27 protein-coding genes are annotated in these 26,359 nt (G+C 50.9%); 20 read left to right on the top strand and 7 right to left on the bottom strand.

What is annotated here, in order from left to right; translation table 11 throughout:
* Positions 1–369 precede the first annotated feature (369 nt).
* Positions 370–1,278 (top strand): LysR family transcriptional regulator, encoded by a 909-nt coding sequence (locus ACO0K9_RS27315; RefSeq protein WP_422990428.1) that lies wholly within the window; start codon positions 370–372, stop codon positions 1,276–1,278.
* 160 nt (positions 1,279–1,438) lie between these two features.
* Here ACO0K9_RS27315 and ACO0K9_RS27310 read toward each other — a convergent pair whose 3' ends face one another.
* Together ACO0K9_RS27310 and ACO0K9_RS27305 are read right to left on the bottom strand one after the other, a co-directional pair.
* Entirely contained in the window at positions 1,439–4,438 is a 3,000-nt protein-coding gene (locus ACO0K9_RS27310) for a sensor histidine kinase (protein ID WP_422990426.1), read from the bottom strand.
* Positions 4,439–4,568: 130 nt separating this feature from the next.
* Complete coding sequence (locus ACO0K9_RS27305) at positions 4,569–5,219, bottom strand: response regulator (protein ID WP_422990424.1); 651 nt, start codon at positions 5,217–5,219, stop codon at positions 4,569–4,571.
* 766 nt (positions 5,220–5,985) lie between these two features.
* Here ACO0K9_RS27305 and ACO0K9_RS27300 point away from each other — a divergent pair.
* The 11 genes from ACO0K9_RS27300 (at position 5,986) to ACO0K9_RS27250 (ending at position 15,061) form a co-directional block, all read left to right on the top strand.
* Positions 5,986–6,672: a sensor histidine kinase gene (locus ACO0K9_RS27300; RefSeq protein WP_422990422.1), complete on the top strand. Its 687-nt coding sequence runs from the start codon at positions 5,986–5,988 to the stop codon at positions 6,670–6,672.
* Between the two features lie 209 nt (positions 6,673–6,881).
* Positions 6,882–7,874 carry an alpha/beta fold hydrolase gene (locus ACO0K9_RS27295; protein WP_422990420.1) on the top strand — a complete coding sequence of 331 codons (993 nt, stop codon included), beginning with the start codon at positions 6,882–6,884 and terminating at the stop codon, positions 7,872–7,874.
* Positions 7,875–7,976: 102 nt separating this feature from the next.
* Positions 7,977–8,354, top strand: coding sequence for a hypothetical protein (locus ACO0K9_RS27290; RefSeq protein WP_422990418.1), 378 nt, complete (start codon positions 7,977–7,979; stop codon positions 8,352–8,354).
* 37 nt (positions 8,355–8,391) lie between these two features.
* The gene (locus ACO0K9_RS27285) at positions 8,392–9,828 is read left to right on the top strand and encodes a catalase (RefSeq protein WP_422990416.1); all 1,437 of its coding nucleotides are present in this window, start codon (positions 8,392–8,394) and stop codon (positions 9,826–9,828) included.
* 186 nt (positions 9,829–10,014) lie between these two features.
* On the top strand, positions 10,015–10,668 hold the full coding sequence (locus tag ACO0K9_RS27280; RefSeq protein WP_422990414.1) for a hydrolase: 654 nt from the start codon (positions 10,015–10,017) through the stop codon (positions 10,666–10,668).
* 254 nt (positions 10,669–10,922) lie between these two features.
* Positions 10,923–12,788 (top strand): amidohydrolase, encoded by a 1,866-nt coding sequence (locus ACO0K9_RS27275; protein ID WP_422990412.1) that lies wholly within the window; start codon positions 10,923–10,925, stop codon positions 12,786–12,788.
* A 19-nt stretch (positions 12,789–12,807) separates the two neighbouring features.
* A complete protein-coding gene (locus tag ACO0K9_RS27270; protein WP_422990410.1) occupies positions 12,808–13,026 on the top strand; it encodes a DUF1427 family protein in 219 nt (72 codons plus the stop codon).
* 1 nt (position 13,027) lies between these two features.
* Complete coding sequence (locus tag ACO0K9_RS27265) at positions 13,028–13,177, top strand: DUF1427 family protein (RefSeq protein ID WP_422990409.1); 150 nt, start codon at positions 13,028–13,030, stop codon at positions 13,175–13,177.
* A gap of 38 nt (positions 13,178–13,215) precedes the next feature.
* On the top strand, positions 13,216–13,629 hold the full coding sequence (locus ACO0K9_RS27260; RefSeq protein WP_422990407.1) for a DoxX family protein: 414 nt from the start codon (positions 13,216–13,218) through the stop codon (positions 13,627–13,629).
* Positions 13,630–13,651: 22 nt separating this feature from the next.
* Positions 13,652–14,326 carry a YoaK family protein gene (locus ACO0K9_RS27255; protein ID WP_422990405.1) on the top strand — a complete coding sequence of 225 codons (675 nt, stop codon included), beginning with the start codon at positions 13,652–13,654 and terminating at the stop codon, positions 14,324–14,326.
* Positions 14,327–14,443: 117 nt separating this feature from the next.
* Complete coding sequence (locus ACO0K9_RS27250) at positions 14,444–15,061, top strand: hypothetical protein (RefSeq protein ID WP_422990403.1); 618 nt, start codon at positions 14,444–14,446, stop codon at positions 15,059–15,061.
* Between the two features lie 50 nt (positions 15,062–15,111).
* Here the strand turns inward: ACO0K9_RS27250 and ACO0K9_RS27245 are convergent, their stop codons facing one another.
* The 4 genes from ACO0K9_RS27245 to ACO0K9_RS27230 form a co-directional block, all read right to left on the bottom strand.
* Positions 15,112–15,300, bottom strand: a complete 189-nt coding sequence (locus tag ACO0K9_RS27245) for a hypothetical protein (protein ID WP_422990402.1) — start codon at positions 15,298–15,300, stop codon at positions 15,112–15,114.
* Positions 15,301–15,346: 46 nt separating this feature from the next.
* Positions 15,347–15,718, bottom strand: a complete 372-nt coding sequence (locus ACO0K9_RS27240) for a DUF4124 domain-containing protein (RefSeq protein ID WP_422990400.1) — start codon at positions 15,716–15,718, stop codon at positions 15,347–15,349.
* A gap of 189 nt (positions 15,719–15,907) precedes the next feature.
* The gene (locus ACO0K9_RS27235) at positions 15,908–16,174 is read right to left on the bottom strand and encodes a SemiSWEET transporter (RefSeq protein WP_422990398.1); all 267 of its coding nucleotides are present in this window, start codon (positions 16,172–16,174) and stop codon (positions 15,908–15,910) included.
* Positions 16,175–16,178: 4 nt separating this feature from the next.
* Positions 16,179–16,685 carry a flavin reductase family protein gene (locus tag ACO0K9_RS27230; RefSeq protein ID WP_422990396.1) on the bottom strand — a complete coding sequence of 169 codons (507 nt, stop codon included), beginning with the start codon at positions 16,683–16,685 and terminating at the stop codon, positions 16,179–16,181.
* 384 nt (positions 16,686–17,069) lie between these two features.
* Here ACO0K9_RS27230 and ACO0K9_RS27225 point away from each other — a divergent pair, with 384 nt between their 5' ends.
* From ACO0K9_RS27225 to ACO0K9_RS27205, 5 genes are all read left to right on the top strand, one after another.
* Positions 17,070–17,474 carry a hypothetical protein gene (locus ACO0K9_RS27225; protein WP_422990394.1) on the top strand — a complete coding sequence of 135 codons (405 nt, stop codon included), beginning with the start codon at positions 17,070–17,072 and terminating at the stop codon, positions 17,472–17,474.
* A 230-nt stretch (positions 17,475–17,704) separates the two neighbouring features.
* Entirely contained in the window at positions 17,705–19,045 is a 1,341-nt protein-coding gene (gene miaB, locus ACO0K9_RS27220) for a tRNA (N6-isopentenyl adenosine(37)-C2)-methylthiotransferase MiaB (protein WP_422990392.1), read from the top strand.
* A complete protein-coding gene (locus tag ACO0K9_RS27215; RefSeq protein WP_422990432.1) occupies positions 19,042–20,148 on the top strand; it encodes a PhoH family protein in 1,107 nt (368 codons plus the stop codon). Before miaB ends, ACO0K9_RS27215 begins: the two co-directional genes overlap by 4 nt.
* A complete protein-coding gene (gene ybeY, locus ACO0K9_RS27210) occupies positions 20,132–20,614 on the top strand; it encodes an rRNA maturation RNase YbeY (RefSeq protein ID WP_422990390.1) in 483 nt (160 codons plus the stop codon). Before ACO0K9_RS27215 ends, ybeY begins: the two co-directional genes overlap by 17 nt.
* Before the next feature lie 470 nt (positions 20,615–21,084).
* Positions 21,085–21,975: an ion channel gene (locus ACO0K9_RS27205; RefSeq protein WP_422990388.1), complete on the top strand. Its 891-nt coding sequence runs from the start codon at positions 21,085–21,087 to the stop codon at positions 21,973–21,975.
* 54 nt (positions 21,976–22,029) lie between these two features.
* Here the strand turns inward: ACO0K9_RS27205 and ACO0K9_RS27200 are convergent, their stop codons facing one another.
* On the bottom strand, positions 22,030–22,374 hold the full coding sequence (locus ACO0K9_RS27200; protein ID WP_422990430.1) for a DUF1304 domain-containing protein: 345 nt from the start codon (positions 22,372–22,374) through the stop codon (positions 22,030–22,032).
* A 418-nt stretch (positions 22,375–22,792) separates the two neighbouring features.
* On the opposite strand from ACO0K9_RS27200, the gene ACO0K9_RS27195 reads away from it, so the two are divergent.
* The 3 genes from ACO0K9_RS27195 (at position 22,793) to ACO0K9_RS27185 (ending at position 25,830) form a co-directional block, all read left to right on the top strand.
* Positions 22,793–23,671, top strand: coding sequence for an HlyC/CorC family transporter (locus ACO0K9_RS27195; protein ID WP_422990387.1), 879 nt, complete (start codon positions 22,793–22,795; stop codon positions 23,669–23,671).
* Positions 23,664–25,247 (top strand): apolipoprotein N-acyltransferase, encoded by a 1,584-nt coding sequence (gene lnt, locus ACO0K9_RS27190; RefSeq protein ID WP_422990385.1) that lies wholly within the window; start codon positions 23,664–23,666, stop codon positions 25,245–25,247. Before ACO0K9_RS27195 ends, lnt begins: the two co-directional genes overlap by 8 nt.
* A 151-nt stretch (positions 25,248–25,398) precedes the next feature.
* The gene (locus ACO0K9_RS27185) at positions 25,399–25,830 is read left to right on the top strand and encodes a hypothetical protein (RefSeq protein ID WP_422990383.1); all 432 of its coding nucleotides are present in this window, start codon (positions 25,399–25,401) and stop codon (positions 25,828–25,830) included.
* Positions 25,831–26,359 lie beyond the last annotated feature (529 nt).

Here is a 26,359-nt window from a genome sequence, read left to right as displayed (position 1 = left end):
GAAACACGGAACTGGTCACTGGGGGACAGCGTCTATCTCAATCCAGAGAAGGCTCGTGTAGAAGAAAAGGCGTACATGAAGGCTGCTTAATTTAAATTGAGGCGACAACTACCTTGACACACACCGCCAGCGAAGAAAGTAACATCGACAGGGAAAGACTGACCAGCACCCATCGTGCTGAGGGCGAACCTGTAACAGTGCCACTGTCTGCGGTATGAGTAGATTTCAACATACATGTCATTCCTGGCGAAGCCGTACATGAAGATGGTTTGATCATAGGCTTTCGTCATATAAGGCGGAAGGCGCATGGTTTGCACTTTATTCATGCGTTTGACGCTATGTCAAGCCAAAGCGTGCTAGCATCCCGGTATGCTTACCCCTGATCTCAACTTGCTGATTACCCTGGATGCGGTGCTCGCAGAGGGCAGCGTGGCGCGTGCGGCTACAAGGTTAAGCTTGAGCCCTTCTGCCATGAGCCGGGCACTCGCACGTCTGCGAGAAACAACGGGCGACCCTTTGCTGGTCAGGGCAGGGCGCGGCCTGGTGCCGACACCACGGGCGCTGGAGCTGCGCGAGCAAGTCGCCCAATTGGTGCAGGATGCGCAAGCGCTACTGCGTCCGGCTGAAAAACTCAATCTCAGTCAGTTGCATCACACTTTTACCTTGCGTACCAGCGATGGTTTTGTAGAAAATTTTGGCCCGTCTTTGATCGCCCGTATCAGTGCAGAAGCACCAGGCGTGCGCCTGTGCTTCATACCCAAATTAAATAAAGACAGTAATTTTCTGCGCGATGGCAGCGTTGACCTGGAGACGGGTGTGATCGGTGATGCGACCAGTCCAGAAGTGCGCACACGTGCCTTGTTCCGTGATCGCTTTATTGGCGTCGTGCGTAGCGGGCACCCACTGAGCCAACTTGAGATGACACCTGAAATGTATGCTTCCGGCAAACACGTCCTGGTTTCACGTCGTCTGCATAACAAAGGGCCTATGGCGGACGTTTTGAAACCCTTGGGACTGGAGCGCGATATTGCCATTACCGTGGGCGGGTTTTCTGCGGCGCTGGCGCTGGCTCGTGCCTCGGATTTGATAGCGACAGTGCCGGAACGGCATACCGGCAACCTGCGTGCAGGCATGGTTAGTTTCGCTCTGCCATTTCCCACTGATGGCATCACGGTGTCCATGCTGTGGCATCCGCGTATGGATGCCGACCCGGCGCACCGCTGGTTGCGTACCTGTGTGTGGGAGGTGTGTGCGGGTCAAGATGTTGTAGCTTGCTAACCCGCCGTATTCCTTACGGCGTGGAAGCTCATGAAGCTTTCGCTTATATCATTGGCGTACTGGCCTTGATCGTCGGCCTTGTTTTCATGGGTCTTGCATTTGTCATGATCTTGATACCGGATATGGTGCGAAGGGTTTTTTGACTGGTATGCAAAAAAAATCATGAAACATACCCATCGTAAGCAAGTTCTGGGCACAATGAAAAAATCCATCGTGTGCCCGTTGTTCCCGAGCTTTTCAGGCTCAGTTCGCCACCTATGCGTTTGGCTCTTTCCTGCATGCCTACCATGCCCCAGTGACCAGCGCGATGGCCGGCACTAGCGATTTCTTGCGGGATGCCCCGGCCATTGTCTTGCACAACGACGGTGATACCATCCGGGCAATAATTCATTTGTATTTCGATCGTGCTTGCGCCTGAATGTTGATAGGCGTTGCGTACTGCTTCGCAAATGATGGCCAGTACTTCCTCAAAAATGACAGGATGCAGGCGACGTATCTCGCCTGAATTTTGGGTGACCAGTTCGGCGGGACCAAGCTGTTCTGCATTAACTTTTTCACGCAATACAGCCAGCAGATCAAACTGATCTTCTGTGCGTGATCGCAAGCCGCGGATACGGTCCCGCCCTTCGCTGATCGTGGTGGTGGCCATATCCAGCGCACGTTCCATTGCTTCCCGCCCAGGTTCTGCTGCAGGCAGTTTTTGTGTCGCCACATGCATTTGCAGGACCAGGGCATGCACCGTTTGCAGTATGGTGTCGTGCAATTCGCGTGAAATTCTTTCGCGTTCCATCAGTCGTTCTTCTATGCGCGAGTAGATCTGGCTGGCAATTTGCGCACGGCGCCATTTGTATAAACCAAACAATGCCGCCAATATAATGATGGTAATCAATGTTCTGAACCAGTAGGTTTGATAAAAAGCGGGTTCTATATAGAACCGTGCGGCAGCACCTTCTGTATTCCAGACACCATCATTGTTTGCGGCAATCACTTTGAAACGGTATTCACCAGGGCCGAGGTCGGTATACGTTGCGGTCCGGCTGCTACCTGCGTCTTGCCAGTCAGTGTCGACGTTTTCCAATTGATAGCGAAACCGAACGCGTTCGGGCATGGTCAGGCTCAATGCGGTGTAGGCAATTTCCAAACGTGTCGGCCGTGGTGACAAGCGAAGCACAGCATTGTCAATGAAAGGCATGCTAGAGTTTGGCGTGGTGATGCCACGTATGTATACAGGAGGTGGCAAGATGTTTTTGCTGTCCTGCGCACTATTCAGCCAGAATACACCGGCTGTGGTGGTAAACCACAGAACGCCATCTGTGCCTGCGATGGCTGAAGGTAGAGGGTAGCTTTGATTAGCACTCCCTAGCAAGCCATCTTTATGATCAAGGCGCTTGAATTGAACGTGATATTGCGGGTCTTTTGATGCCTGCTTAAGTTCTGCAATATCGATTGCGGTGATGCCTGCCATACCATTTAGCCAGATTACTCCCTGGTGCTCAAACATGCCAGATATGCCAAGAAAATTTTCATCGTCGCTACCAAGAATAGGGACAAATTTTGTACCGTCAAAACGAAATAAACCATTTTCACCGCCAGCCCAGATATTGTTGTCATGACCGTAAAACTGCGTGACATTCCCTGTCTGCAAACCATCTTGTACACCATACAATTGCAACTTACCTTGATTCAGCATTGCAATTTTCCTGCCCAGAAAGCCGAACCAAAGCCGTCCAATTTTGTCAGAGTAAATACAAAAGGCAAGTATTTTCAGCTCTGGATGACCACCTCCAGCTTCCCATTTACCGTCTTTCAGGCGAAATGTTCCTACCCCGCGTGACGATATCCACAATGAACCCTCTGCGTCAACTGCAATGCTGCGAATATCGGGAGACTTTATTTCTACCGGGAGGTCAATTTTTTCCGTGATGTTACCGCGCTGATGGGTTAGTCCCATCATGGTTGCATACCAGACACTGTCTGGGCCTTCACGCCAGATAGCAGTGACAGTATCTTGTTCTGTCCCGGTTGGGATAGAGGAAAATGAGTCCAGGCCTGGTTTTGATAAAAGTGTTTTTCCTAGCCACAATCCGCCATTTTCACCTGCTGCAATACCTGGCCTGTCAAGGAATATCTGGGGTAGTGCGATGCCTGAAAGTGTAGTCTTCCGGAATCTGTCCAAACCGTTTTCAGTACCTGCCCAAATATTGCCTTCTTTATCTTGTAACAGGTAGTTGGGCATGGCACCACTCAGCCCCTGTGCCACACCGAATGCTTCATTCTTTCCTTTGCCGTTTGATCTGATCAGGCCATCTGCGCGTGTAATCCATATATGCTCACCATCGCGGTCGAATAGCATGGTGCCGCCGCTGACGCGCGGTTTGGGCCAGTTCTTCTCGTCTCCGGCACCGGTCTTGTTCAGCGCGACAATTTCACCCTGGGGGCCACCAATACTCCAGATAGTTCGTTTCGGGTCTTCCACAAGGCGCCCCATGCCTATGGGACCGGGTAGCGGAGTAAAGGATATCCCTGCCGGCGCTAATCTGAAACTACCGGTTTCGCATTGCGCCCAGATGCTCGTGTCTGTTGCGGTCAGGAAGGTACAGTCGCCTTTAGGCGCATGAAACTGTTCCGCCGGCGCGGTCCATTTATTACCGTCATATACATGCACACCACGACTGGTTGCGCTCCAGATACTGCCGGCGCTGTCTTCGGCGAAATCATAGATTGTTGCGATTGGTAAGCCGTCTTGAATTCCGAAATTGCGTACTTTTCCATCTTTTATGAGACTTGCTCCACCTGTCCTGTAGCCTATCCAGAGTGCGCCTGACTTAAGCTGATGCATCCCCCAGACATTGGTGGAAATCAGTTGCGTTCCTGCCGGGCGAAACCGCTCGAACCTGACGCCATCAAAGCGGAACAGGCCGTCGCTGGAAGCTAGCCATAACCATCCGTCCTTGCTCTGGGCCATGGCGAAAATATTGGGTGGCGCGCCATCTTTCGTCGTCCAGCTGGTGTGGTGCATATCCAGTGGATTGGCTTGCCTGGCGCGCGCTGCACCGGCAGGTGACGCCGCTGGATTGCTGGCAGTTACCGACATGGGAGCAATCGCCATCATCAGATTGAACAAGATGACGACCAGTATTTTTCTCGCATTTAAATGCAAGAATAGTACACAACTTGTTTTGTTGAATTTGCCTCTCAGATCATGTGTTAGTGCGACCTGTAGCGCTTGCATTGGGTTATATTGGGGAATGCTGGTTGTCTGGAGGCGCGCTTGCACTGCTTGATGACTCTTATTGCGCAACTGTTCTTAAGTCGATGATGCCGCGCTCAACCGCAATCATTGCCGCATGCGCCCTGTCATTGGCCATCAATTTCGACAAGATATTCTTTACATGTGCTTTGACGGTGTCTTCAGAAATGGACAAGGTAATCGCAATGCGCTTGTTGGAATTGCCAGTGGCGATATGTTCCAGAACTTCAGTCTCTCTTTTGCTTAAGGTATTGTTTGCGGACGATGAACCCATGAGTGCCGCCATTTTGGGTGGGATGCAGTTATACCCCTGATTGATAGTGCGAATGGTGCCCAGCAAGTCTTTCCCCAGCATGCTTTTCAGCAGGTAACCTGCGGCCCCCGCTTTGATGGCTTTTAAAGTGCGGGCATCACCTTCGTAAGTGGTAAGAACGATGATGCGAGCCTGTGGAAATTCCGCCTTGATCTCACGCGTGGCTTCTATGCCGCATTTGACGGGCATTTGAATATCCATCAGCGTAACGGCAGGACGCAGTCTGCGGAAGCAATCAATGGCTTCTTGCCCATTGCTGGCTTGGGCGATCACCCGCATATCGGGCTGTGTTTCGATCAAACTGGCTATCCCCTGCAGAAAAACCGGATGGTCATCTACCGACAAGATATTGATGGGTGTAGCGGCACTGGAATCCATGTTTGCTTCTCCAGCTAAATGCGGAATTTCATGACAATTGTTACAGGTAAATGCAAAAAAATGCATTTGAGAATTGAATAGTAACTTATTTCCAAGATTTGGTTTGCCAGGCTTACGTCCTGCTACAAATTTGCCTTTATCAATCACCCTAAAGGGTATTGTCACTTTTGGAAAAAACCGAGCAGAATGCCAGAACAGAAACAGGTTTTGATTTGAACGACACTGCTTTGTCATGCTTCACACGCGACTTTTGAATAACATGCTGACTTTCTCATCAGTAGGGGGAGCGCAAAAACGCTGGTTCGGGATGCAGTATCAGCTACGGCCAGACCCATGCCGGTTCATGTTATGAAACAAGACATTTCACTCTGACTCATGAAATAGGATTTTAATGAAAATATGGTTTGCCGGTTTGCTGATGTGGTGCGCTGCTGACGTATTCTCAAACGGTATTTCCAAGTTCACGAACATACCGCAACCACAAGCACATTTGCGGCCCGCACTGCGTGCGCTTAACTATGGAGGTGTACTGCCCGAAAAAGCTTCTGTCTTTTCTTACAGCCCAGTGATAAAAAATGAACCTGATGTAAAGAGAGAGCAAGATCAGAGACCAGAGTTCAAGCCCGGATATTCCATTGCTATGATTGGCAGCAGCATGGGATTGACTGGGCCACTCATGTTGCATGCAGGCTTAATCCTTCTCAGTCTCTCGCTGGCAATCGTCTACATTCTTTGTCGGCGCGGTAAGGGCAGATCACGCCTGGTCATGCGTTTAACAGAAAACAACCAGACGACCAGGTCTGCACACGACAGTCTGCTGCAGAATGTCAACAGCCTGGTATTGCAATTGCATGCTATGGCGATTCGTTTTAGAAATGAAGAAGCGGTCAGAAGCGCATTGGACCTTATCTTGAAGAATGCGGAAAGACTTGTTGAACCGGGACGATACCAGATGATGGGGCAACAGTTCTTGCCACAGTATGACTGTGATTTTGAGCAATTGCTGGCTGACCTTGCGCAAGTCTTATCCGACGGAAAGCATTGTCAATGTTCTTTGGTCGTCATTGGTGATTATTCACAGCCGTATTTGTCCATGCGCGATGACTTATATCACTTCGCCAGAGAGGCGTTGACGAATGTCTACCGGCATGCCGGCGCACAGAAGGTGGAAATAGAACTGACCTATGCCTGCTCGGGTCTGCGCCTGCAGATACGCGACGACGGAGCTGGTTTTTTAGACGGACAGCATCCGATATCCGGATTGCCTGGCAGAAGTGGTCTGAACACCATGCAGGATTGCGCCTTACGTTTGCGTGGCAGCTTGTATATCTGTAGTGCAAAGGGCATGGGTACAGAAGTCAGCCTTGACGTACCACTACACGTACAACAGTCAAAAAGCTATTTTGTCACCAGGCTGGCCTGCATGCGCCGGCACCTGGGATTGCGGCACTGAAGTTTTCCGCGCAATTTTTCCAGATACACGTCATTGAACAAAAACTACCCGAATGGGTAGTGCGCCTACCCAGATTTATGGTGATGTTTTTCATGCCTATGCACACTACACTTTAATCGGACGAATGATGCGCATTCAGGCGGGTATTGAATTGAGCTGTGTCTGATGCCACAGGTTAAACCTGTTTCTATGCAAAAGGAGAAAAATTCATGAAGTCTGAAGAGAACGTGCAAGAAGTGGATCAACAGCGTCGCCATCTGCTGGTTGGGGGAGCGACAGCCGCAGCAATGTTTAGCCTGCCCACCAGCGGTGTTTTTGCACAAGCGCTGGCTGCCAGTAAACCTGTTTCAACTTTACATCATATTGGAGTAAAAAAAGTGAGTACATTCAAAACGAAAGATGGCGTTGATATCTATTACAAAGACTGGGGCACTGGTCAACCTATCGTTTTTTGCCACGGTTGGCCACTGAACTCTGATAGCTGGGAATCACAAATGATTTTCCTGGCTTCGCAAGGTTATCGTTGCATCGCCCATGACCGTCGTGGCCACGGGCGTTCCAGTCAGCCATGGAGTGGCAATGACATGGACCATTATGCCGACGACCTGGCGCAACTGATGGACTTGCTGGATTTAAAAAATGCCGTGCTGTTTGGCTTCTCTACCGGCGGTGGCGAAGTGGCGCGTTATATCGGCCGTCACGGCACCAAGCGCGTAGCCAAGGCGGGTTTGATTTCTGCTGTGCCGCCGCTGATGGTCAAGAGAGATGACAATCCTGATGGTGTTCCTATACAGGCGTTTGACGATCTCCGTGCAGGTTCTCTGGCGGATCGTGCCCAACTGTACATGAATATCGCCAGCGGCCCTTTCTTCGGTTTTAATCGTCCAGGTGCCAAGGTTTCGCAGGGTTTGATTTATTCCTGGTGGGCGCAAGGCATGCAGGCTGGTCACAAAAATACCTATGATTCCATCAAGGCATTTTCAGAAACTGATTTCCGTGAAGACCTGAAAAAATTCACTGTTCCTACACTGATCGTGCATGGTGATGATGACCAGATCGTACCTGTTAACATCGCGGGTATTGCTTCTGCCAAGCTGGTTAAAAACGCCAAGTTGCTGGTGTACAAAGGTGCACCACATGGCTTGACGGATACACATAAAGACCAATTGAACAAAGACATGCTGGACTTCATCAAATCCTGATTGTGACACTTTGATCACCTTGCAGGCAAGGGCAGGATTGTAAATTTCCCTTGCCTGCACAGTATCATTCCACGCAAAAGAGCACTATAGGCCATACAAGAAATGCAAAAACTGTTTTCCATGTTTCCTGCCGGTGCTCCGGGCATGGGCCTACTCTTTCTGCGCTTGGCGATGGGCTTGCAAATGCTGGTGTATAGCGGCTGTTGTGAAGCGAGTCGCATGCCGGTTTGGCTTGCAACAGTTATTTTGGTATGGACGGGCCTGATCTGCCTTGCCGTAGTGACCCCGGTCCTCGCAGTGTTATGGATACTGTTTGCATGTGTTCTGGTGTTTATGGGGAATCTTGCATTGATACCGGCAGCTACGTCGATTCTGTCTGCTCTGGCACTGGCTTTGTTGGGGCCGGGTGCCTATTCGGTGGATGCACGTCTGTTCGGACGACGTGTGATTGTGCTGCCGGACGGATTGTATAGTGAATGATGATCTGTTGATGACCCGCTAAATTGAAAGCCCTGCCATGAAAAAACTTACAACTGCTGCCGGTGCACCGGTAGTCGACAACCAGAATATCCAAACTGCGGGGCCGCGTGGTCCTGCATTGATTCAAGATATCTGGCATCTGGAAAAACTGGCCAATTTCAACCGCGAAGTCATACCAGAACGCCGCATGCATGCCAAGGGATCGGGGGCTTTCGGTCAATTTACCGTGACACATGATATCAGCCAGTACACCAGGGCGAAAATATTTTCTACTGTAGGCAAGAAGACGGATCTGTTCGTCCGTTTTTCTACTGTGGCTGGTGAGCGCGGTGCGGCGGATGCCGAACGCGATATTCGCGGCTTTGCCATCAAGTTTTATACTGAAGAAGGCAACTGGGATCTGGTGGGCAATAATACGCCGGTCTTTTTCTTGCGTGACCCGCTCAAATTCCCGGATTTGAATCATGCTGTCAAGCGTGACCCGTATACCAATTTGCGTAGTGCTGAAAACAATTGGGATTTCTGGACGCTCTTGCCTGAGGCGCTGCATCAGGTGACCATCGTCATGAGTGAACGCGGTATCCCAGCCAGCTACCGTCACATGCATGGTTTTGGCAGTCACACGTTTAGCTTGATCAACGCCAGAAATGAAAGACATTGGGTCAAGTTTCATTTCACCTGTTTGCAAGGCATACAAAACCTGAGCGACGCTGAGGCGGCAACCATCGTTGCCGGGGATAGGGAAAGTGCGCAACGTGATCTGTTGGAAAGCATAGAAAAAGGCGATTTCCCACGCTGGCAGTTGCAAGTACAGGTCATGCCTGAAAAAGCTGCCAATAGCTACCATATCAACCCCTTTGATCTGACCAAGGTTTGGCCGCACAAAGATTATCCATTGATACCTGTCGGCATCATGGAACTGAATCGTAACCCGGACAACTATTTTGCCGATGTGGAGCAGGCTGCATTTTCACCCGCCAATGTGGTTCCGGGTATCGGATTTTCACCAGATAAAATGCTGCAATCCAGGTTGTTTTCTTATGGTGATGCGCAACGTTACCGTCTGGGTGTGAATCATCATCAGGTGCCCGTGAATGCACCCAAGTGTCCTTTTCACAGCTATCACCGGGATGGTGCCTTGCGCAGCGACGGCAACTACGGCAAGACCCTGGGTTTTGAACCGAATTCCAAAGGTGAATGGCAACAGCAGCCAGAATTTGCTGAACCGGCATTGCCACTGGAAGGGGCCGCCGCACACTGGGATCACCGGCTTGACCAAGACTATTATAGCCAGCCTGGCGCGCTGTTTCGTTTGATGAACCCGTCCCAGCAGCAAGTGCTGTTTGAGAATACAGCACGGTCTTTGCAGGGGGTATCAAGCCCCGTACAGCAACGTCATATCGACAATTGCAATAAAGCTGATCGCGCTTATGGCGCGGGGGTGGCTGCTGCGCTAATTGCATTAAAAAATTAGATTAGGACTTACGCAAAAGCGCCCCAGCTGCGTTGCAGCTCCTCTCCTAGTAGTCGCGTACTAAAGTACTGTCTTCGTCGCCGCGCCTTGCTGGGCCAATTTTGCGTAAGTCCTATAGATGTATATTTCAAGTGGGCTGTTGCCAGACAGCGGCCTTAATTAATGACCTGTATCAAGGAGAATTGTATGCCCGTCGCCAAAGCCGTGCCTGGTAAAACCCTGCTGGATCCCAGCAACCATACCCTGATCATGATTGATCATCAATCGCAAATGGCGTTTGCCACCAAATCGATCGATCCGGTTTCCTTGCGCAACAATGCGGCGCTGGTTGCCAAAGCTGCCAAGGAATTCAATGTGTCCACCATCCTGACGACGGTGGCAGAAAAATCTTTCTCTGGTCCGATTTTTGATGAAATAAAATCGGTATTTCCAGATATGAACGTGATTGACCGTACCACCATGAATACCTGGGAAGATAGCCGTATCGCCGAACGCGTCAATGCCATCGGCAAAGGCAGGATCGTGCTAGCCGGGCTTTGGACTGCGGTGTGTATTGTTGGCCCGGCGATGTCCGCTCTGGACCAGGGTTTTGAAGTGTATGTGATCGCCGATGCTTGCGGTGATGTATCGGATGAAGCACATCAGCGCGCCATGGAGCGTATGATACAAGGTGGTGCGCGTCCCATGACTTCACTGCAATACCTGCTTGAGTTGCAACGCGACTGGGCGCGCGGTGAAACGTATAACCAGACCGTTGCCACCTCTATCGCGCACGGTGGCGGTTATGGCCTCGGTCTGATTTATGCCAAAACCATGTTTAATGCCAGTGAAGCACATTAATCCAGTGACCGGATAATCGGATAATTGGATAATAAGCAGGCCCGGCTATCCGGGCCCGCTTAGGTCAATATACCCGGAGGCTGTTTCAACATTCGCCAGGCTTTGTTGCTGCTTTTTTCGACGAAATTTTTGTGTAAGACTGCTAAATTTAAAATAGCTTAAGCGCACAGTAAACGGTCGCCAGCTGTCTGTCAGAATAATTTCCATCGCAGTGTTTGTACATTCTGTTTTTAGAACCATTCCAAGGAGTTCGCATGCATGCCGACCTGATTTTGTACAACGGCCGTTTCCATACCGTAGATCGTACTCAACCTCTGGCAAGTGCGGTTGCCATCAAGGATGGCAAGTTCCTGGCGGTAGGTGAAGCAGAAGATGTGATGCAGCACCGTGGTGCCGACACGCAAATCATCAGCCTGGAGCGGCGTACGGGTATCCCGGGGCTCAACGATTCCCATATACACCTGATTCGTGGCGGCCTGAACTATAACCTGGAGTTGCGCTGGGAAGGCGTGCCTTCGCTGGCTGACGCCTTGCGCATGCTCAAACAGCAGGCTGAACGTACACCGCATCCTCAATGGGTGCGCGTGGTTGGTGGCTGGACCGAATTCCAGTTCGCTGAAAAGCGCATGCCTACACTGGAAGAAATCAATGCGGCGGCGCCGGATACGCCGGTTTTTATCCTGCACCTGTATGACCGTGCCTTGTTGAATCGTGCGGCACTGAATGCGGTTGGCTACACCAAAGATACGCCCAATCCACCAGGTGGCGAGATACAGCGTGACGCTGCCGGCAATCCTACAGGCTTGCTGATCGCGCGCCCCAATGCCATGATTTTGTATGCCACCCTGGCCAAAGGCCCAAGGCTGCCTTTGGAACTGCAAGTTAATTCGACACGGCAATTCATGCGCGAGCTGAACCGCCTGGGGCTGACTAGTGCGATTGACGCCGGTGGCGGATTCCAAAATTATCCGGAAGACTATGCCATCGTCGACCAATTGGCCAAAGATGATCATCTGACTATCCGTATTGCTTACAATCTGTTCACCCAGCGTAAGGGACAGGAGCTGGATGATTTTCAGCAATGGACGCAGATGGTCAAGCCGGGTGATGGTAGCGACTTTTACCGCCATAATGGTGCGGGTGAAATGCTGGTATTTTCCGCTGCCGATTTTGAAGATTTTCTTGAGCCGCGACCTGATCTGCCTGAGAACATGGAGGCCGAGCTGGAAAAAGTGGTGCGCCACCTTGTCAGCCAGCGCTGGCCTTTCCGCCTGCACGCGACGTATGATGAATCGATCTCGCGCATGCTGGATGTGTTTGAGAAAGTCAATCGCGATATTCCTTTTGATGGCCTGCACTGGATATTCGACCATGCCGAGACCATCACCGAACGCAATATAGAGCGCGTCAAGGCGCTCGGCGGCGGCATCGCCATCCAGCACAGAATGGCATTTCAGGGTGAGTATTTTGTCGAGCGCTACGGTGCAGATGCTGCCCTCGCCACACCACCTATCGCCAAGATGCTGGAGATGGGTGTGCCGGTTGGCGCGGGTACCGATGCGACCCGTGTTGCCAGTTACAATCCGTGGACGGCGCTATACTGGCTGGTATCCGGCCGCACTGTCGGTGGTATGCGCTTATATGACTCTTCCGGCCGTTTGCCGCGTGAGACTGCAATGGAACTGTGGACCCGGGGTAGTAGCTGGTTTTCCAATGAGCAGGGTAAAAAAGGCCAGATCAAGGTTGGTCAACTGGCTGACCTGGCGATACTGTCTGCTGATTTCTTTGCCGTGCCGGAAGACGATATCAAAGCCATAGAATCTGTCCTGACCATTGTTGGTGGCAAGATCGTCTATGCTGCCGCAGAATTATCCTCACTTGGCCCACCACCGCTGCCCGTGTTGCCGGATTGGTCACCCGTGACCAGGACGGGTGGCCACTACCGACCCCAACAGCAAAATACACAGAACAGGCAAGCCCATGCCAAGTTACCGCATCAATGTCGCGGCACCTGTTCGGTACATGGGCATGCACATGATGTGGCGCGCAAGTCATCCGTACCAGTATCCGAACTGACTTCATTCTGGGGCGTACTGGGCTGCAGTTGCTTTGCGTTCTGATATCCATCAAGGAAAAATCATGCCATATTTTAAGATCGCCATTGGCTTAATACTGTCATTTGTCGTTGGTATTGCCTGTCGCCTGACCCATATCCCGGTGCCTTCGCCGCCTGTGCTGAGCGGGGCACTGCTGGTTTTTATGATGAGCTGCGGTTATTGGCTGGTCGATCGTTATTCTGTTTCTCAGGCCGCCCGCAATAAGGGTTTGTGTGCTGGTCACGCAATAGAAAGAAAATAGCATGGAACTGATTATCGGTGCCTTGTTGGGGCTCGCCATCGGTGCCTTTTGTCGTTGGCAAGATATTCCTTCACCGGCACCACCGACACCCATCGGTGCATTGCTGGTGGTCGCCATGAGCGCTGGCTATGTCGTTGCCGGTTTATTTTAATACTGCAGCGGTAATAGTCATAACCAGGATTCAATGTGATGAACAAGAATAAGATGCTCAGTCTGCTGCAACAGGCTTCACCTGATGCAGGATTGCTGCTGCTCAGGCTGGCAGGTGCTTTTCTGCTGTTGTATGTTCATGGTATACCCAAGCTTTTGCACTTCAGTAATGAATTGCAGCATATCGAAGACCCTTTTCATTTAGGTGCGGGTTTGACCTTGTCGCTGGCGATTTTTGCTGAAGTATTGTGCCCGCTACTGATTGCTGCAGGGTTTTTTACGCGCTTGGCTTGTCTGCCTATTCTTTTCCTGTTGCTGGTGTCTATGCTGTTGGTGCATGCTTACTGGAGCATCGCTGAAGGCCAATTTGGCTGGTTGCTGCTGACTATTTTTTCCAGCATTGCTTTGGCTGGCCCCGGGCGGTATTCGTTGCCGGTCTTGCGGCAAACTTAAAATTTCGATTGAGGCATGGCCCATGGAACAAAACAAATATCTGGGTGTAGGGTTGGGCTTTGTGGCTGGCTATGTGGACACGGTCGGTTTTGTGTCGCTATTTGGTTTGTTTACGGCCCATGTTACCGGCAACTTTGTGCTGATAGGTAGCGAGCTGGCCCATCCCAGTCACGGGGTATTGATCAAATTCCTGGCTTTTCCTGCTTTCGTGGCTGCGGTGGCATTGACGCGCCTGCTGGTTATTCGCTTGCAAGAAAAAAATAAGAAAACCCTGAATCCTGTTCTGGGAATGCAAATTGCATTTTTGCTGGCTTTCATGGTTCTGGGCTGGATTGCGCAGCCGATACAGGCGGCTGATACCTGGGCGGCATTGAGTGCAGGTATTGCCGGTGCGGCCGCAATGGGTGTGCAAAATGCCGCCAGCCGCTTGGTGTTTACTGATATAGCACCCACTACCGTCATGACTGGTAATGTGACGCAACTGGTGATCGACTTGCTCGACTATATGCGGGCGGACAGTGCTGGCGCAATCGGTCAACGTATCAACAAATTCCTGTGGCCTGTGCTGGCTTTTGGTTCCGGCGCAATCGGCGGTGCGTTTGCTTGCATGTACTGGCAGTTCTGGAGTTTGCTGCTACCAATCGTTATATTGGTGGGTTTTATGCTTGGCACCGTGTCATCCCCGTCGACGAAATAGGATGCTGACAGTACATACAAATAAAACCACCAGCGTACGCTAATGCACAGATACTCTCTATTTACACCGCCATTCTGATTCCAGGCAGTTCTTCACCGCACACGTTTTTTTGTGGAAATGCAAGGATTCGATCAGCCACTCCCAACACAAATCGAAGAAATTCTTGTTACGCAGGGATATAAAGCAGGTAACCGCAGCGAGCATTTGCTTGGCCCGGATTTTCGTGGACATCTGGCTTATATCATGTATTCAAAGGCAGCGACGGGTTTCGAAAAGGCCGGTGAAATTACGGTGGGATTCGGGCCACAATCAGGTACTGCGGTCGCAATCGCAAGACGTGAAAATTTTTATAGAAATGTGTCTGCGAGCGAGCTAAAGAAAGCCCTGGCTGAAAAATACGGGGTGCCAACCATCGAGGCTTCGGGGGAGATGCGCTGGATATCATATAGGTCTGGTGTCAATCCCAAATCGGCGTCGCTGGAATCGTGCAAGGCACGAGATAATATGCAGGTCAACTATGGCCAGGATGTCAGGCAATTCAAGGATTGCAAACAGTCTTTGTATGTCAGCCTGAGTGAATCGCCAAATAATGGTCTCGAATACAGAAAGATTGAAGTCGGCATGATCGATTTCAGCGTGTATTCCAGTGAATGGACTGCGATGAATGCCATGATCGCGAAGAAAAATGCTGAAGGCCTGGAAAAGAACAAAGCAATACCCTTGCCCAGACTATAAATCTGACATGCGAAACGATGAGATGTTTCGGCATGCCATTGTGCGCTGTTTTATCTGAATCCTGCTTCAGGCCCACCGATGCTGAAAGGCGTAACGATCAGGAAGGCGGTGGAGACGATTTGCAACCATTCATGCATGGCTTTGTATTCAAACCCGATGCGCAGTAACAGGCCGTAAGCAACACCGGCAAGCACTGCTCCTGTAATTCTGTATTGTAAATTTAATGTGGGTTCGAACATGAACTACCGATAATTGCACGCTAAATTGCGCGCAAATTGGTGTTTGTTACTTGCTATCAAGCGTCGCAGGTTTGTCATTGTAGGTTGTTAGCCTTTGATACTTGACGCCGGGAGGGAGCGGGGTATTGATGAAGTTATGGACCGCACGTTCGTTATCTGCTCGCAGTTCTCGTTGGGCGTGGCGCTGATTGAAAGCCTCATTCTGGGCTGCCAAATTGGTATCTTTACCTGTTTCTGTACCTGATCCAACCATTTTCTGGTCCGCACGTACCGACTTTTGCTTGACACTGGATTTGGCACAGACATTATCTGTGAAGGTTACGCGTCCGTCACTGTCCACGCATCTTTGTATCTGTGCAGATGCCATATTGCTCAGTGCCAGCAGTAGTGCGGCAGAGACAAGATGTAGGTTCTTCATAAAGGCTTCCCTCAGTTTTTTAGTTTGGTTTTTATTTTAGTAGCGCTGTCGACTTAAAAGCCAATCGTGGCTGCTTCAAGCATCTCACAAACGGAGTTGAAATTCAACCAAGGGATTCACACGATAATCTTTGCCTGAAGTATGGCTGTGTATTTAGAACTCATCTCATCCCTCTTGATGCAATGAGTTCTATTTATACACCAGCTTCATGACCAGAATAAAACTGGCCAGCACCAGCGTGATCATATTGGCGATGATGACCGGCAGTGCATGCAGCATCAAGCCATAAATCAGCCACAGCATGATGCCAGTGACGAGGATGATGTACATGCCCAGAGATACACCTTCGGCACGTTTGCGACGCCATGTCATCCAGGCTTGTGGAACAAAGGCGGTGGTGGTGAGAAAGGCGGCAAGATAACCGATGAGGTCGGAAGAAAATGGAAAAATCATCATGGGTTTATTTCGACGGCGGCAAAAACTTGCCGGAATGAAAGACCAGTGGTGCCTGATGGTTAAATTCGCAATGCTCCACTTCGCCTACGAAAATGACATGATCACCTTCGGGATAGCGGCTGCGGTTATGGCATTCAAACCAGGCGGATGCACCGCTCAGTATCGGATGGCCAGTGCGCGACAGCGTGTATTCCACGCCTTCAAAACGGTCGATTTTGCGGCTGGCGAATTGTTCGGCCAGCCAGGCTTGCTCACTCGATAAGACATTCACGACATAATGCGAATTGCCGGTGAACACCGGCATGCTGTTGGCGGCATTGCCCAGGCTCCAGAGTATCAGCGGTGGGTCCAGTGATACGGAATTGAAGGAACTGGCAGTCAGGCCAAGAAACGCCCCATTCGCCAGGCGAGTGGTAATGACAGTAACGCCAGTCGCAAATTGCGACAGGGCATCACGAAAATGGCGAGTATCAAATTCGCGTACTTGGGCGCGGGGAGAACGGGTGTGCATGAATTTCCGTGGTTTTTAATTAAACCCTGATTAAGTCTGGTGAATATGGCTAATCCGAGGTGATTTCAGACAAATACCATGTATTCATTGCCCTAACAGCAGGTTTTGTTGTTCTGGCGCAGTATCTCAAGCAAAGTTTCCTTAACATTATCCCAGATTTCTTGTGTACGAAGCAGTCTTGCTGCGGATGAGCAAGAATACTGGCCCACTTCCCGCTCTTATTGATCAAATTAGTGCTACTGCTTGCTACTGCTGTTGGGTGGCGCTGACTGTGTTAAAATTGCACCCTTGTAAGATTCCAGATTTTAGCTTTAAGTAGTTGATTCCTTTGAATTTTTCGTTTTTACACTTTCCTGATCGAGGCACCTGCTTATGTTCATGCGCATGTCTGTTTTTCTGACTGTACGTCGTGGTTTGATGGCTCTGATGCTGGCGGGCGTCAGCCTGGGCAGCATGGCGCAAACGACGGGACAAGTGACGGGACAAGTGACAGATGAACGCAGCTTCCCGCCGAATACCAAGCGTGGCGTGCTGAATATGTCGCAATATCCGGATGTGATCATGGATGGCAAGATCAGGTATACCGTACCGGCGACACGTTTTTACGATGCACAGAATATGCTGATATTGCCGACTTATCTGACCGGCAACTACATCATTGTCAATTACACCGATAACGATTTTGGTGAATTGCAAAAAATCTGGGTTTTGACGGCAGATGAGCGCAAGCGGGTATTGCCCAAGCCAGAAGTGTGGACACCGATGCAGTTCAAGAGCAGCAATCAGTAGGACTTAGAACCTGTTACGATCTTAAGCGCGGGCGCAATCGGAGTCCACGCGGGGCTCATGCGCTGCTCAAAATGCTCATGTACTAGTGTACATTCCGCTTTTTGCGCTGCGTTTTTGTTGTCCTTACCCCGCTGACGCACGCTACAGATCGTAATCAGGTTCTTACGCAAAACTCGGCATTGTAGTGCCTTTTATACCTTGCTTGCTGAGCTTCAGTAAATTAGAAAATTATGCAAAAAAAAGTATTTATTAAAACCTTCGGTTGCCAGATGAACGAGTATGACTCGGACAAGATGGCCGACGTGCTGAATGCCAATGATGGCATGATCAAGACCGACAACCCTGACGATGCCGACGTGATCTTGCTGAATACTTGCAGCGTGCGCGAAAAGGCGTCCGAGAAGGTGTTTTCTGATCTGGGTCGCCTGCGCGAATTGAAGCGTAAAAAACCTGATCTGCTGATCGGTGTAGGTGGCTGTGTTGCCTCGCAAGAAGGCGAAGCCATCATCAAGCGCGCACCGTATGTAGACGTGGTGTTTGGCCCGCAGACGCTGCACCGCCTGCCGCAACTGATCGATGCGCGTCGCAGTTCCGGTCGTTCACAAGTCGATATCAGCTTCCCTGAAATCGAAAAATTTGACCATATGCCACCGGCCAAGGTCGAAGGTGCAACAGCCTTTGTCTCCATCATGGAAGGTTGCAGCAAGTACTGTAGCTATTGCGTCGTGCCTTACACCCGTGGCGAAGAAGTCTCGCGCCCGTTCGTCGATGTGCTGGCTGAAGTGGCAGGGCTGGCTGAACAGGGCGTCAAAGAAATTTCCCTGCTGGGGCAAAACGTGAATGCCTATCGCGGGGTCATGGAAGATGGCGAGATCGCTGACTTTGCCCTGTTGATTGAATACATTGCTGAATTTCCGCAAATAGAACGCATACGCTTTGTCACCAGCCACCCGAAAGAATTTACCCAGCGCCTGATTGATTGTTATGGCAAGGTACCCAAGCTGGTCAATCATTTGTACCTGCCTGCCCAACATGGTTCCGACCGCATTCTGTCGGCCATGAAGCGTGGCTATACCGCCATCGAATACAAATCCGTTTTGCGCCGCCTGCGGCAAGTGCGCCCGGATATTGCAGTGTCGTCGGATTTTATCGTCGGCTTTCCTGGTGAAACGGATGAAGACTTTGATGCGCTGATGAAGCTCATTCATGACGTCGGTTTTGATAACAGTTTCAGCTTCATCTTCAGTCCGCGCCCCGGTACGCCAGCGGCAAACCTGACGGACGATACCCCGGCTGAATTGAAATTGCGCCGCCTCCAGCATTTGCAGTCTGTGATTGATGCCAATACTAAAAAATACAGCAATGCCATGCTAGGCACGGTGCAGCGTATTCTGGTTGAAGGCCCATCTGTCAAGGATGCGAATGAATTACAGGGCCGTACCGAAAATAATCGTGTCGTCAATTTCGCCGGTCCCAAAGAGCTCATTGGTACGCTGGTCAATACCCGTATTACCGAATCTTATAACTATTCCTTACGTGGCGAATTAATTGAAGAGGCAGTGACAGCATAATGGCAAAAACACCCGTGCCGGTAGCACACTTCATCCCTCAACCCCTGGACAACACCCGCCTGGCGCATTTGTGTGGGCCACTGGATGAGAACCTGCGGCAGATTTCGTCAGCACTGGATGTGACGATTTTCCGGCGCGGTGAGAAATTTATTGTCAGTGGTCACAATGCCGAGAAAGCCATAGAAATTCTTGAACATTTCTATGGCCTGGCGAAAAAAATCATCAGCATCGATGAAGTGCAACTGGCATTGGTAGAACAACGCGCCAGTAAAAATCTGAAAACTGGCAAGGTCGACAAGGCCGATAGCATTGCCGCCGATGAGGTCGCGATTGACGCGCCCTTGCCAGAAGATGCCGATATTGAAAGCCCGATGCTGAAAACCCGGCGCAGTGATTTGCGCGGGCGTACGCCGCATCAAAACCATTACATCAAAGCCATACTCGAACACGACATCAGTTTTGGCATAGGCCCGGCGGGTACCGGCAAGACTTATCTGGCAGTGGCATGCGCGGTCGACGCGCTGGAACGTGATGCCGTCAAACGCATTGTACTGACACGCCCAGCCGTTGAAGCCGGCGAACGCCTGGGCTTCTTGCCGGGTGATCTGGCACAAAAAGTAGACCCGTATTTACGTCCCCTGTATGACGCCCTGTATGATTTGCTGGGTTTTGACCGCACGCAAAAAATGTTTGAAAAACAGGTCATCGAAATTGCCCCGCTGGCGTATATGCGTGGTCGCACGCTGAACCATGCGTTCGTCATCCTGGATGAAGCGCAAAATACCACGGCGGAACAGATGAAAATGTTCCTGACACGCATAGGTTTTGGCAGCAAGGCTGTCATCACTGGTGATGCCACCCAGATAGATTTGCAGCGCGGCCAAAAGAGTGGCCTGATCGATGCCTGCCAGGTGCTGGATGGCGTGCGCGGTATTGCCTTCACGCATTTCAGTAGCGTGGACGTGGTACGTCACCCGCTGGTGGCCCGCATCGTCGATGCCTATGAATCTGCGAATGCCAATGCGACCGCCAACAGCGCCGCCATTGGACTGTTAAAACCCGCAACCCCTCTCAGTTCCGCACACCATGGTCGCAAAAAGTAAATCCGAAGCCAAACCTGATTCTAAACCTAAGCTGACCCTGTCCGTGCAATATGCCGACAAGCGCTTGCAAGACCAACTGACCCGTCCGCTGATACGCAAGACCGTGCAGGCAGCCCTGTTCTTCCCGGCTGAAATCACTTTACGCTTTGTCGATGCGGAAGAGGGCAGGCTACTGAACCATGATTATCGTGGCAAGGACTATGCCACCAATGTGCTGACCTTTGCCTACACCGAAGATGAAGATGCCGAAGTCACCCAGGCAGACATCATCCTGTGTACCGATGTACTGGGAAAAGAAGCGGCAGAGCAAAAGAAAACGGTACTCGACCACGCGCAACATCTGATCGTCCACGGCGTCCTGCATGCCCAGGGTTATGATCATGAAGAGGATGATGAAGCTGAAGAAATGGAAGCACTAGAGATAGAGATACTGGCCGGGCTGGGTTTGGAAAATCCGTATCAGTAGTAGTTAATGAGTTAATGGCTTTGTAATTTGAGTGATGGCACCACAGGTAGGAACAGAAGCCAGCAGGTAAATAGAAGCGGTTCGTTGCTTCCAGCTATACAATTTCAAGGTGATTGACAAATGTCATTGGGGCGCGAGTCTGATGGACTCTTGCCTGCACATATTGCTGTCTGGAATAGTGTGCTTGACAAAAAATGACTCGTAGATCCCCTCCCTTTCAAGGGGAGGGTTAGGGTGGGGATGGGGTTAGGTCAATTGACGGTCAATGAATTTTCAATAGAAACCCATCCCCATCCCATCCTTCCCCTTGACGGGGAAGGGGCTTGAAATGGTTTTTCTCAACGCAAGTACTTAATTGAAAAATCAAGTTTGCGAAACGGACAAATCGCTACGCAATTGCTTCCACCTTATACTAAGAGCCAGTCTTGATTCTTCGAGAGTAAAAAAATGTTCAAAAGAAATCACCCAACATGAACAAACACCAAGATCGCGGCAGGCGTATCACCATGGGTGAACGGGCGGTTATTGCCTATGGTTTGCGTACCCAGTTCTGGCAAGACATTTACTACTATGCGATGACATCCAGTTGGCCGGTGTTTTTTGCCGGTGTCGGTGTGGTGTTTCTGGTGTTGAATCTGGGTTTCGCCAGCCTGTTCATGCTGGGTGATAATCCCATCGGTAATCTGCATCCGAATAGTTTTCTGGGGGCGTTCTTCTTTAGTGTGGAAACCCTGGCGACCGTGGGTTATGGCGACATGCACCCGCAGACCGTGTACGGGCACAGTGTGGCAACGCTGGAGATATTCGTTGGTATGGCCAGCGTGGCCCTGATTACCGGTGTCATGTTTGCGCGTTTCTCGCGTCCGCGTTCCAGTATCATTTTTGCGGCGCATCCGGTTAGCCATGTCGCAGATGGAAAACGTGTGCTGCTGATACGCATGGCCAATTCACGCATGAATATCATCAGCGAAGCATCAGCGAAGTTGCGCCTGATGCGTGATGAAAAATCATCGACCATGGGTAATTTTCGCAAGATCGTCGACATGAAACTGGAACGTGATCAGCATCCCATCTTCATCCTTGGCTGGACCGTCATCCACGTCATCGATGAGAACAGCCCCTTGTTTGGCCTGGATCAAGATGCCCTGCGTCACCTGAATTCCTCATTGATACTGAGTATAGAGGGCGTCGACGATACGACGAATCAGCCGCAAAGGGCGCGTCACTATTACCCTTGCAGCAAAATCCACTGGAACCACCGCTACGTGGATGTCTTTGAAAACGGCACGGGCCCGATCCAGCATATTCATTACACACGCTTCCACGATTCAGTAGAAATCGTGGAAGAAGCCGTGCAGTAAATTACCGACAAACTCAATGTGACTCAGATGCGGTCTTAGATCGTAAACAGGGTCTTACAGATGCAGCAAGACCAGCGCGATCGCAGCAGGCGCAGCCTGTATGTACAAGATGCGACGGCTGACTGAGTAAGCACCGTAAGCGCCAGCAATGATGACGCAAGTCAGGAAGAAAATCTTCACATGAAAGCCAGCCGGACCCAGACACAGCCCCCAGATCAGGCCCGCGGCCAGAAAGCCATTATATAAACCCTGGTTGGCGGCCAGTACCTTGGTGATCGCTGCCTTTTCTGGCGTATTGCGGAAGGTACGCAAGCCCAGAGGTTTATCCCAGAGGAACATCTCAAGTATCAGAAAATAGATATGCAGGGCGGCGACGATGCCGGTGATGACGCTGGCGATGATGAACACGATTTCTCCTTTGACGTGGTTGAGGTCGACTGGCCCATTGTTTTCAGGTTTCCAGGTTTTACCGGGGGGCGAAGTCTCTTCAGCTTGTTGTTTGTTATGGGGGTGTTGTCTGTTTTTACCTTAACAGTGCTAAAAATGACACAAGCGAGTATGCCTTGCAAGTGCTTTTTTGTGTTGAGGACTTGCTCTAAAGTAAATGAAGCATGCGTGCGCGCATCAGGGTGAGATGACCTGCCAAGAGCGAATTCACGAATGAGAAGTAGTTAAAAGATACCTATTTTGCTGCGGAAAAATATTCTTTTGCTACTTCCCGTTGCAGTTTTTTTTTGCCACTATCCAGGTCAAAACTGGGGAAAGCACTCGCATTTGTTGTATTCTGTAGGATTGAAACAACGGCGTTACGCCTATTATGCAAGAGCACTCTAGTAAGGTCAGACCAACTGACCTTAAACCCCATAGGTCATTGTTTGAACGCTTGACCGCCCTCATTTCTCCTGAACCTGAAAATCGCGCCGAGTTGCTGGAAGTATTGCACGACGCACAAGAACGCAATCTGATCGATGCCGATGCACTGGCGATGATAGAAGGTGTGTTCCAGGTATCTGATCTGTGCGCACGCGATATCATGGTGCCGCGCGCGCAAATGGATGTCATCGATATTTCCAACCCCATAGAAGAATGGATGCCGGAAGTGCTGACGACGGCACACTCGCGCTTTCCTGCTGTGGATGGTGACCGTGACAAGGTCGTCGGTATTTTGCTGGCCAAAGATTTGCTGCGTTACTACGCGGCAGAAGCTTTTGATGTTCGTGAGATGCTGCGCCCGGTGATTTACATCCCTGAATCCAAACGCCTGAATATCCTGTTGCGCGATTTTCGTGCCAACCGTAATCACATCGCCATGGTGGTGGATGAATACGGTGGCGTATCCGGTCTCATCACCATAGAAGACGTGCTGGAACAGATCGTCGGCGACATCGAAGATGAATACGATTTCGATGAAGAAGAAGACAATATCCTGGCGCTGGAAAGCAAAGGTAACGGCAAGCGCTGGCGCATCAAGGGCCTGACCGAGATCGAGCAATTCAACAACACGTTGGGCACCACCCTGTCGTCGGAAGACGCCGAAACCATCGGTGCCTATGTCGCCAATTACATGGGCGCAGTACCCCATATGGGCGATGAATTCTCCATCGGCAATCTGTACTTTGAAGTCTTGCGGGCCGATGCCCGTCAGGTACAGATGCTGCTGGTCGAACAAAGACCTACCCTGCGGTCCGATGATTAAATCGCTGGCTAGCGTACTGTCGTCCCTGTCCTGGCGTTCATCTTTCCTGCTGATGCTAGTGGCAGGGGGGCTGAACGTTTTTTCATTTGCACCTGTCAATTGCTGGCCTTTGCAAATCATCAGCCTGGCATTGCTGTTTGGCCTGATGTTAAGAGATGGTCATGCCGCCTTCACACGCAGGCAAACTGCCTGGCTGGCCTGGGCATACGGCTTTGCCTGGCTGACTGCCAGTGTCAGCTGGCTATTGATCGCCATGACCGTCTTTGGCGGCTTGCCGGGTTTGTTGGCGGTCGTGGCGCTGATGTTGCTGACAGCGGCCTTGTCGATTTATCTGGCCGCCGCCGCATATAGCTTGCACTGGCTGCGTCAACGCTGGCAACTGTCGGGCATGGTGACCGCCTTATTGATCATGCCCGCCCTGTGGACCGTGGCAGAGTGGTTGCGCATCTGGTTATTGACGGGTTTCCCCTGGGTGTTATCCGGTTACGCACATACCGATAGCCCACTGGCCGGTTATGCGCCCGTGATCGGTGTGCTGGGACTGTGCTGGCTGAATGCTTTGCTGGCCGCAGCTATTGCATTGCTATGCAGTGCCAGTGGCAGTGGCAGTGGCAGGTTTGCGTACTATGCGAAAGTGTCCGGCGTGGTGTGTGTGGTGGTTTTTGCCGGTGGCTGGGCCTTGCAGACAATTGCATGGACCAGGCCGCTGGGTCAGCCCATACAGGTACGGCTGTTGCAGGGCAACGTGCAGCAAGACATGAAATTTGATCAGGATCATTTGAATGAATCCCTGACGCTGTACCACGACATGCTGCTGGCAGCACCGGCTGATTTGATCGTCACGCCAGAAACAGCATTGCCCATGCTGACGTCACAATTACCTTCCGATTATTTATCCTTGTTGGACAACTTTGCCCAAAGCAGTGGCTCTGCATTGGTGATTGGTGTTGGTGTGCATGATGGTGGCGACAAGTATTCAAATAGCGTGCTGGGCATGTCGCGCCTGTATGGCAGTCAGGCTTACCGCTACGACAAACATCATCTGGTACCTTTTGGTGAATTCATCCCTCCCGGGTTCCGCTGGTTTGTCAAAGCCATGGCGATACCCATGGGTGAGTTTTCTACTGCCGGGCCGATACAGCCAGCCATGAAAGTAGGCGGCCAACTGGTCATGCCCAATATCTGTTATGAAGATTTGTTCGGTGAAGAAATCGCCGCCCAATTGCTGTCGCAATACGCCGCCGGTGACCCTACCGCAAGCATCTTGCTGAACGTCTCCAATCTCGCCTGGTATGGCGATTCTTTCGCCATTCCCCAGCATTTGCAGATATCCAGAATGCGCGTGCTGGAAACCGGGCGACCCATGCTGCGGGCCACCAATACCGGGGCCACAGCGGTGATCGTCCCTGGTGGCAAAGTGGTCGCGCAACTACCTGCCAATACCAAGGGGGTATTGACGGCGAAGGTGCAGGGGTATCAGGGGATGACGCCTTATATTCTGTTAGGAAATTGGGGTGTTATTGGCTTGATGGTGTTGAGTGTGTTGCTGGGGTTTGTGTTGAGGCGGAAGATGTAGAGGTTGCAGTTGCTGTAGGTTGGGCCGTGCCTTGCCAGGCTACGCTTTATCAGCCCAACACTGTGCTTATCAAACACGTATTCGTCTTTTCTGCGCACGGGCAGGACGCCACCGGGCTGACGCTCCAGCGGTGTTGTTTTTGTGTCGTACTTTGATTGAAAAGATTGCCCTTCGTGGAACCAAGCCGGGTCTCGGCCCGGCGGCCGAAATACTTTCTTTGCTTCGCCAAAATAAAGTATCCAAAGAAAAGGCGACCGCAGACTCGCTCCCTGCGGGAGTGCCCATTTATGTAGTGCAAAAAATGGGAAGGTCCGAAACTCGCTACGCTCAGACACCGGCCCTTCTTTTTCCATTTTCTGCACTACACAAATGGCTTCGTCTCAAGCGGATTAAAGGTAAAGGCAAAGTCAAAAGCAACACCAACACCAACACCAACACCAACACCAACACCAACACCAACACCAACACCAACACCAACACCATGGTTAATCGATGGCATTCAAATAAATGTGAATATGGTTGTGTTGACGTTGGTTTTGACTTTGCCGTTGCTGTTGACTTTAATCCGCTTGGGACGATGTAATTTGTGCGCCACAGAAAATGGATCAGAAAGCTTCGTGTTTGAGCGCAGCGAGTTTCGAAGCTTTCCCATTTTTTGTGACGCACAAATTATGCTGAAGCGTAGCGTAAGCACCCGAAGGGCGAGTCTGCGGTCGCCTTTCTTTGATTCCGTTCTTTGGCGAAGCAAAGAAAGGAATTCGGCCGCCGGGCCGAGACCCGGCTTGTATCAACGAAGGGTAATCGTTTTAATAACGACTGAGGCACACAACGAACGCCACTGGAGCACCAGTCCGGTAGCCTCCAGCATGAGCTGGAGCGACGTCAGCAAGCAAATGGCCATACGAAGAAATCGCCTCGATATCAGCTAGTGTAGTGCTTGCGAATTGTTTGAACCAACCAATGTTTTGTTTGTCATATTCGTATCCTTTCTGTGGATCGAATGATGAATCAGGGCAAGCCAATTAATCTGACGGATGAACAACGAACCGAACTGGAGCGCCGAGTGAGATCGCAGACGCTCGACGCGCGTAGCGTAAGACGAGCGCGGATTG

Origin of the sequence: Undibacterium sp. Ji50W (assembly GCF_049340445.1) — a bacterium.
Taxonomy (GTDB): domain Bacteria; phylum Pseudomonadota; class Gammaproteobacteria; order Burkholderiales; family Burkholderiaceae_D; genus Undibacterium.
Note: the sequence above shows the minus strand (reverse complement) of the source record. Positions and strands in the feature narration are given on the sequence as shown.

Excerpts from the sequence above, each read along its gene's own strand:
- ACO0K9_RS27315 (WP_422990428.1), top strand. The coding sequence starts at position 370 with ATGCTTACCCCTGATCTCAACTTGCTGATTACCCTGGATGCGGTGCTC.
- ACO0K9_RS27305 (WP_422990424.1), bottom strand. The coding sequence starts at position 5,219 with ATGGATTCCAGTGCCGCTACACCCATCAATATCTTGTCGGTAGATGAC.
- ACO0K9_RS27300 (WP_422990422.1), top strand. The coding sequence starts at position 5,986 with ATGCGTTTAACAGAAAACAACCAGACGACCAGGTCTGCACACGACAGT.
- ACO0K9_RS27295 (WP_422990420.1), top strand. The coding sequence starts at position 6,882 with ATGAAGTCTGAAGAGAACGTGCAAGAAGTGGATCAACAGCGTCGCCAT.
- ACO0K9_RS27290 (WP_422990418.1), top strand. The coding sequence starts at position 7,977 with ATGCAAAAACTGTTTTCCATGTTTCCTGCCGGTGCTCCGGGCATGGGC.
- ACO0K9_RS27285 (WP_422990416.1), top strand. The coding sequence starts at position 8,392 with ATGAAAAAACTTACAACTGCTGCCGGTGCACCGGTAGTCGACAACCAG.
- ACO0K9_RS27280 (WP_422990414.1), top strand. The coding sequence starts at position 10,015 with ATGCCCGTCGCCAAAGCCGTGCCTGGTAAAACCCTGCTGGATCCCAGC.
- ACO0K9_RS27275 (WP_422990412.1), top strand. The coding sequence starts at position 10,923 with ATGCATGCCGACCTGATTTTGTACAACGGCCGTTTCCATACCGTAGAT.
- ACO0K9_RS27270 (WP_422990410.1), top strand. The coding sequence starts at position 12,808 with ATGCCATATTTTAAGATCGCCATTGGCTTAATACTGTCATTTGTCGTT.
- ACO0K9_RS27265 (WP_422990409.1), top strand. The coding sequence starts at position 13,028 with ATGGAACTGATTATCGGTGCCTTGTTGGGGCTCGCCATCGGTGCCTTT.
- ACO0K9_RS27260 (WP_422990407.1), top strand. The coding sequence starts at position 13,216 with ATGAACAAGAATAAGATGCTCAGTCTGCTGCAACAGGCTTCACCTGAT.
- ACO0K9_RS27255 (WP_422990405.1), top strand. The coding sequence starts at position 13,652 with ATGGAACAAAACAAATATCTGGGTGTAGGGTTGGGCTTTGTGGCTGGC.
- ACO0K9_RS27250 (WP_422990403.1), top strand. The coding sequence starts at position 14,444 with ATGCAAGGATTCGATCAGCCACTCCCAACACAAATCGAAGAAATTCTT.
- ACO0K9_RS27245 (WP_422990402.1), bottom strand. The coding sequence starts at position 15,300 with ATGTTCGAACCCACATTAAATTTACAATACAGAATTACAGGAGCAGTG.
- ACO0K9_RS27240 (WP_422990400.1), bottom strand. The coding sequence starts at position 15,718 with ATGAAGAACCTACATCTTGTCTCTGCCGCACTACTGCTGGCACTGAGC.
- ACO0K9_RS27235 (WP_422990398.1), bottom strand. The coding sequence starts at position 16,174 with ATGATGATTTTTCCATTTTCTTCCGACCTCATCGGTTATCTTGCCGCC.
- ACO0K9_RS27230 (WP_422990396.1), bottom strand. The coding sequence starts at position 16,685 with ATGCACACCCGTTCTCCCCGCGCCCAAGTACGCGAATTTGATACTCGC.
- ACO0K9_RS27225 (WP_422990394.1), top strand. The coding sequence starts at position 17,070 with ATGTCTGTTTTTCTGACTGTACGTCGTGGTTTGATGGCTCTGATGCTG.
- miaB (WP_422990392.1), top strand. The coding sequence starts at position 17,705 with ATGCAAAAAAAAGTATTTATTAAAACCTTCGGTTGCCAGATGAACGAG.
- ybeY (WP_422990390.1), top strand. The coding sequence starts at position 20,132 with ATGGTCGCAAAAAGTAAATCCGAAGCCAAACCTGATTCTAAACCTAAG.
- ACO0K9_RS27205 (WP_422990388.1), top strand. The coding sequence starts at position 21,085 with ATGAACAAACACCAAGATCGCGGCAGGCGTATCACCATGGGTGAACGG.
- ACO0K9_RS27195 (WP_422990387.1), top strand. The coding sequence starts at position 22,793 with ATGCAAGAGCACTCTAGTAAGGTCAGACCAACTGACCTTAAACCCCAT.
- lnt (WP_422990385.1), top strand. The coding sequence starts at position 23,664 with ATGATTAAATCGCTGGCTAGCGTACTGTCGTCCCTGTCCTGGCGTTCA.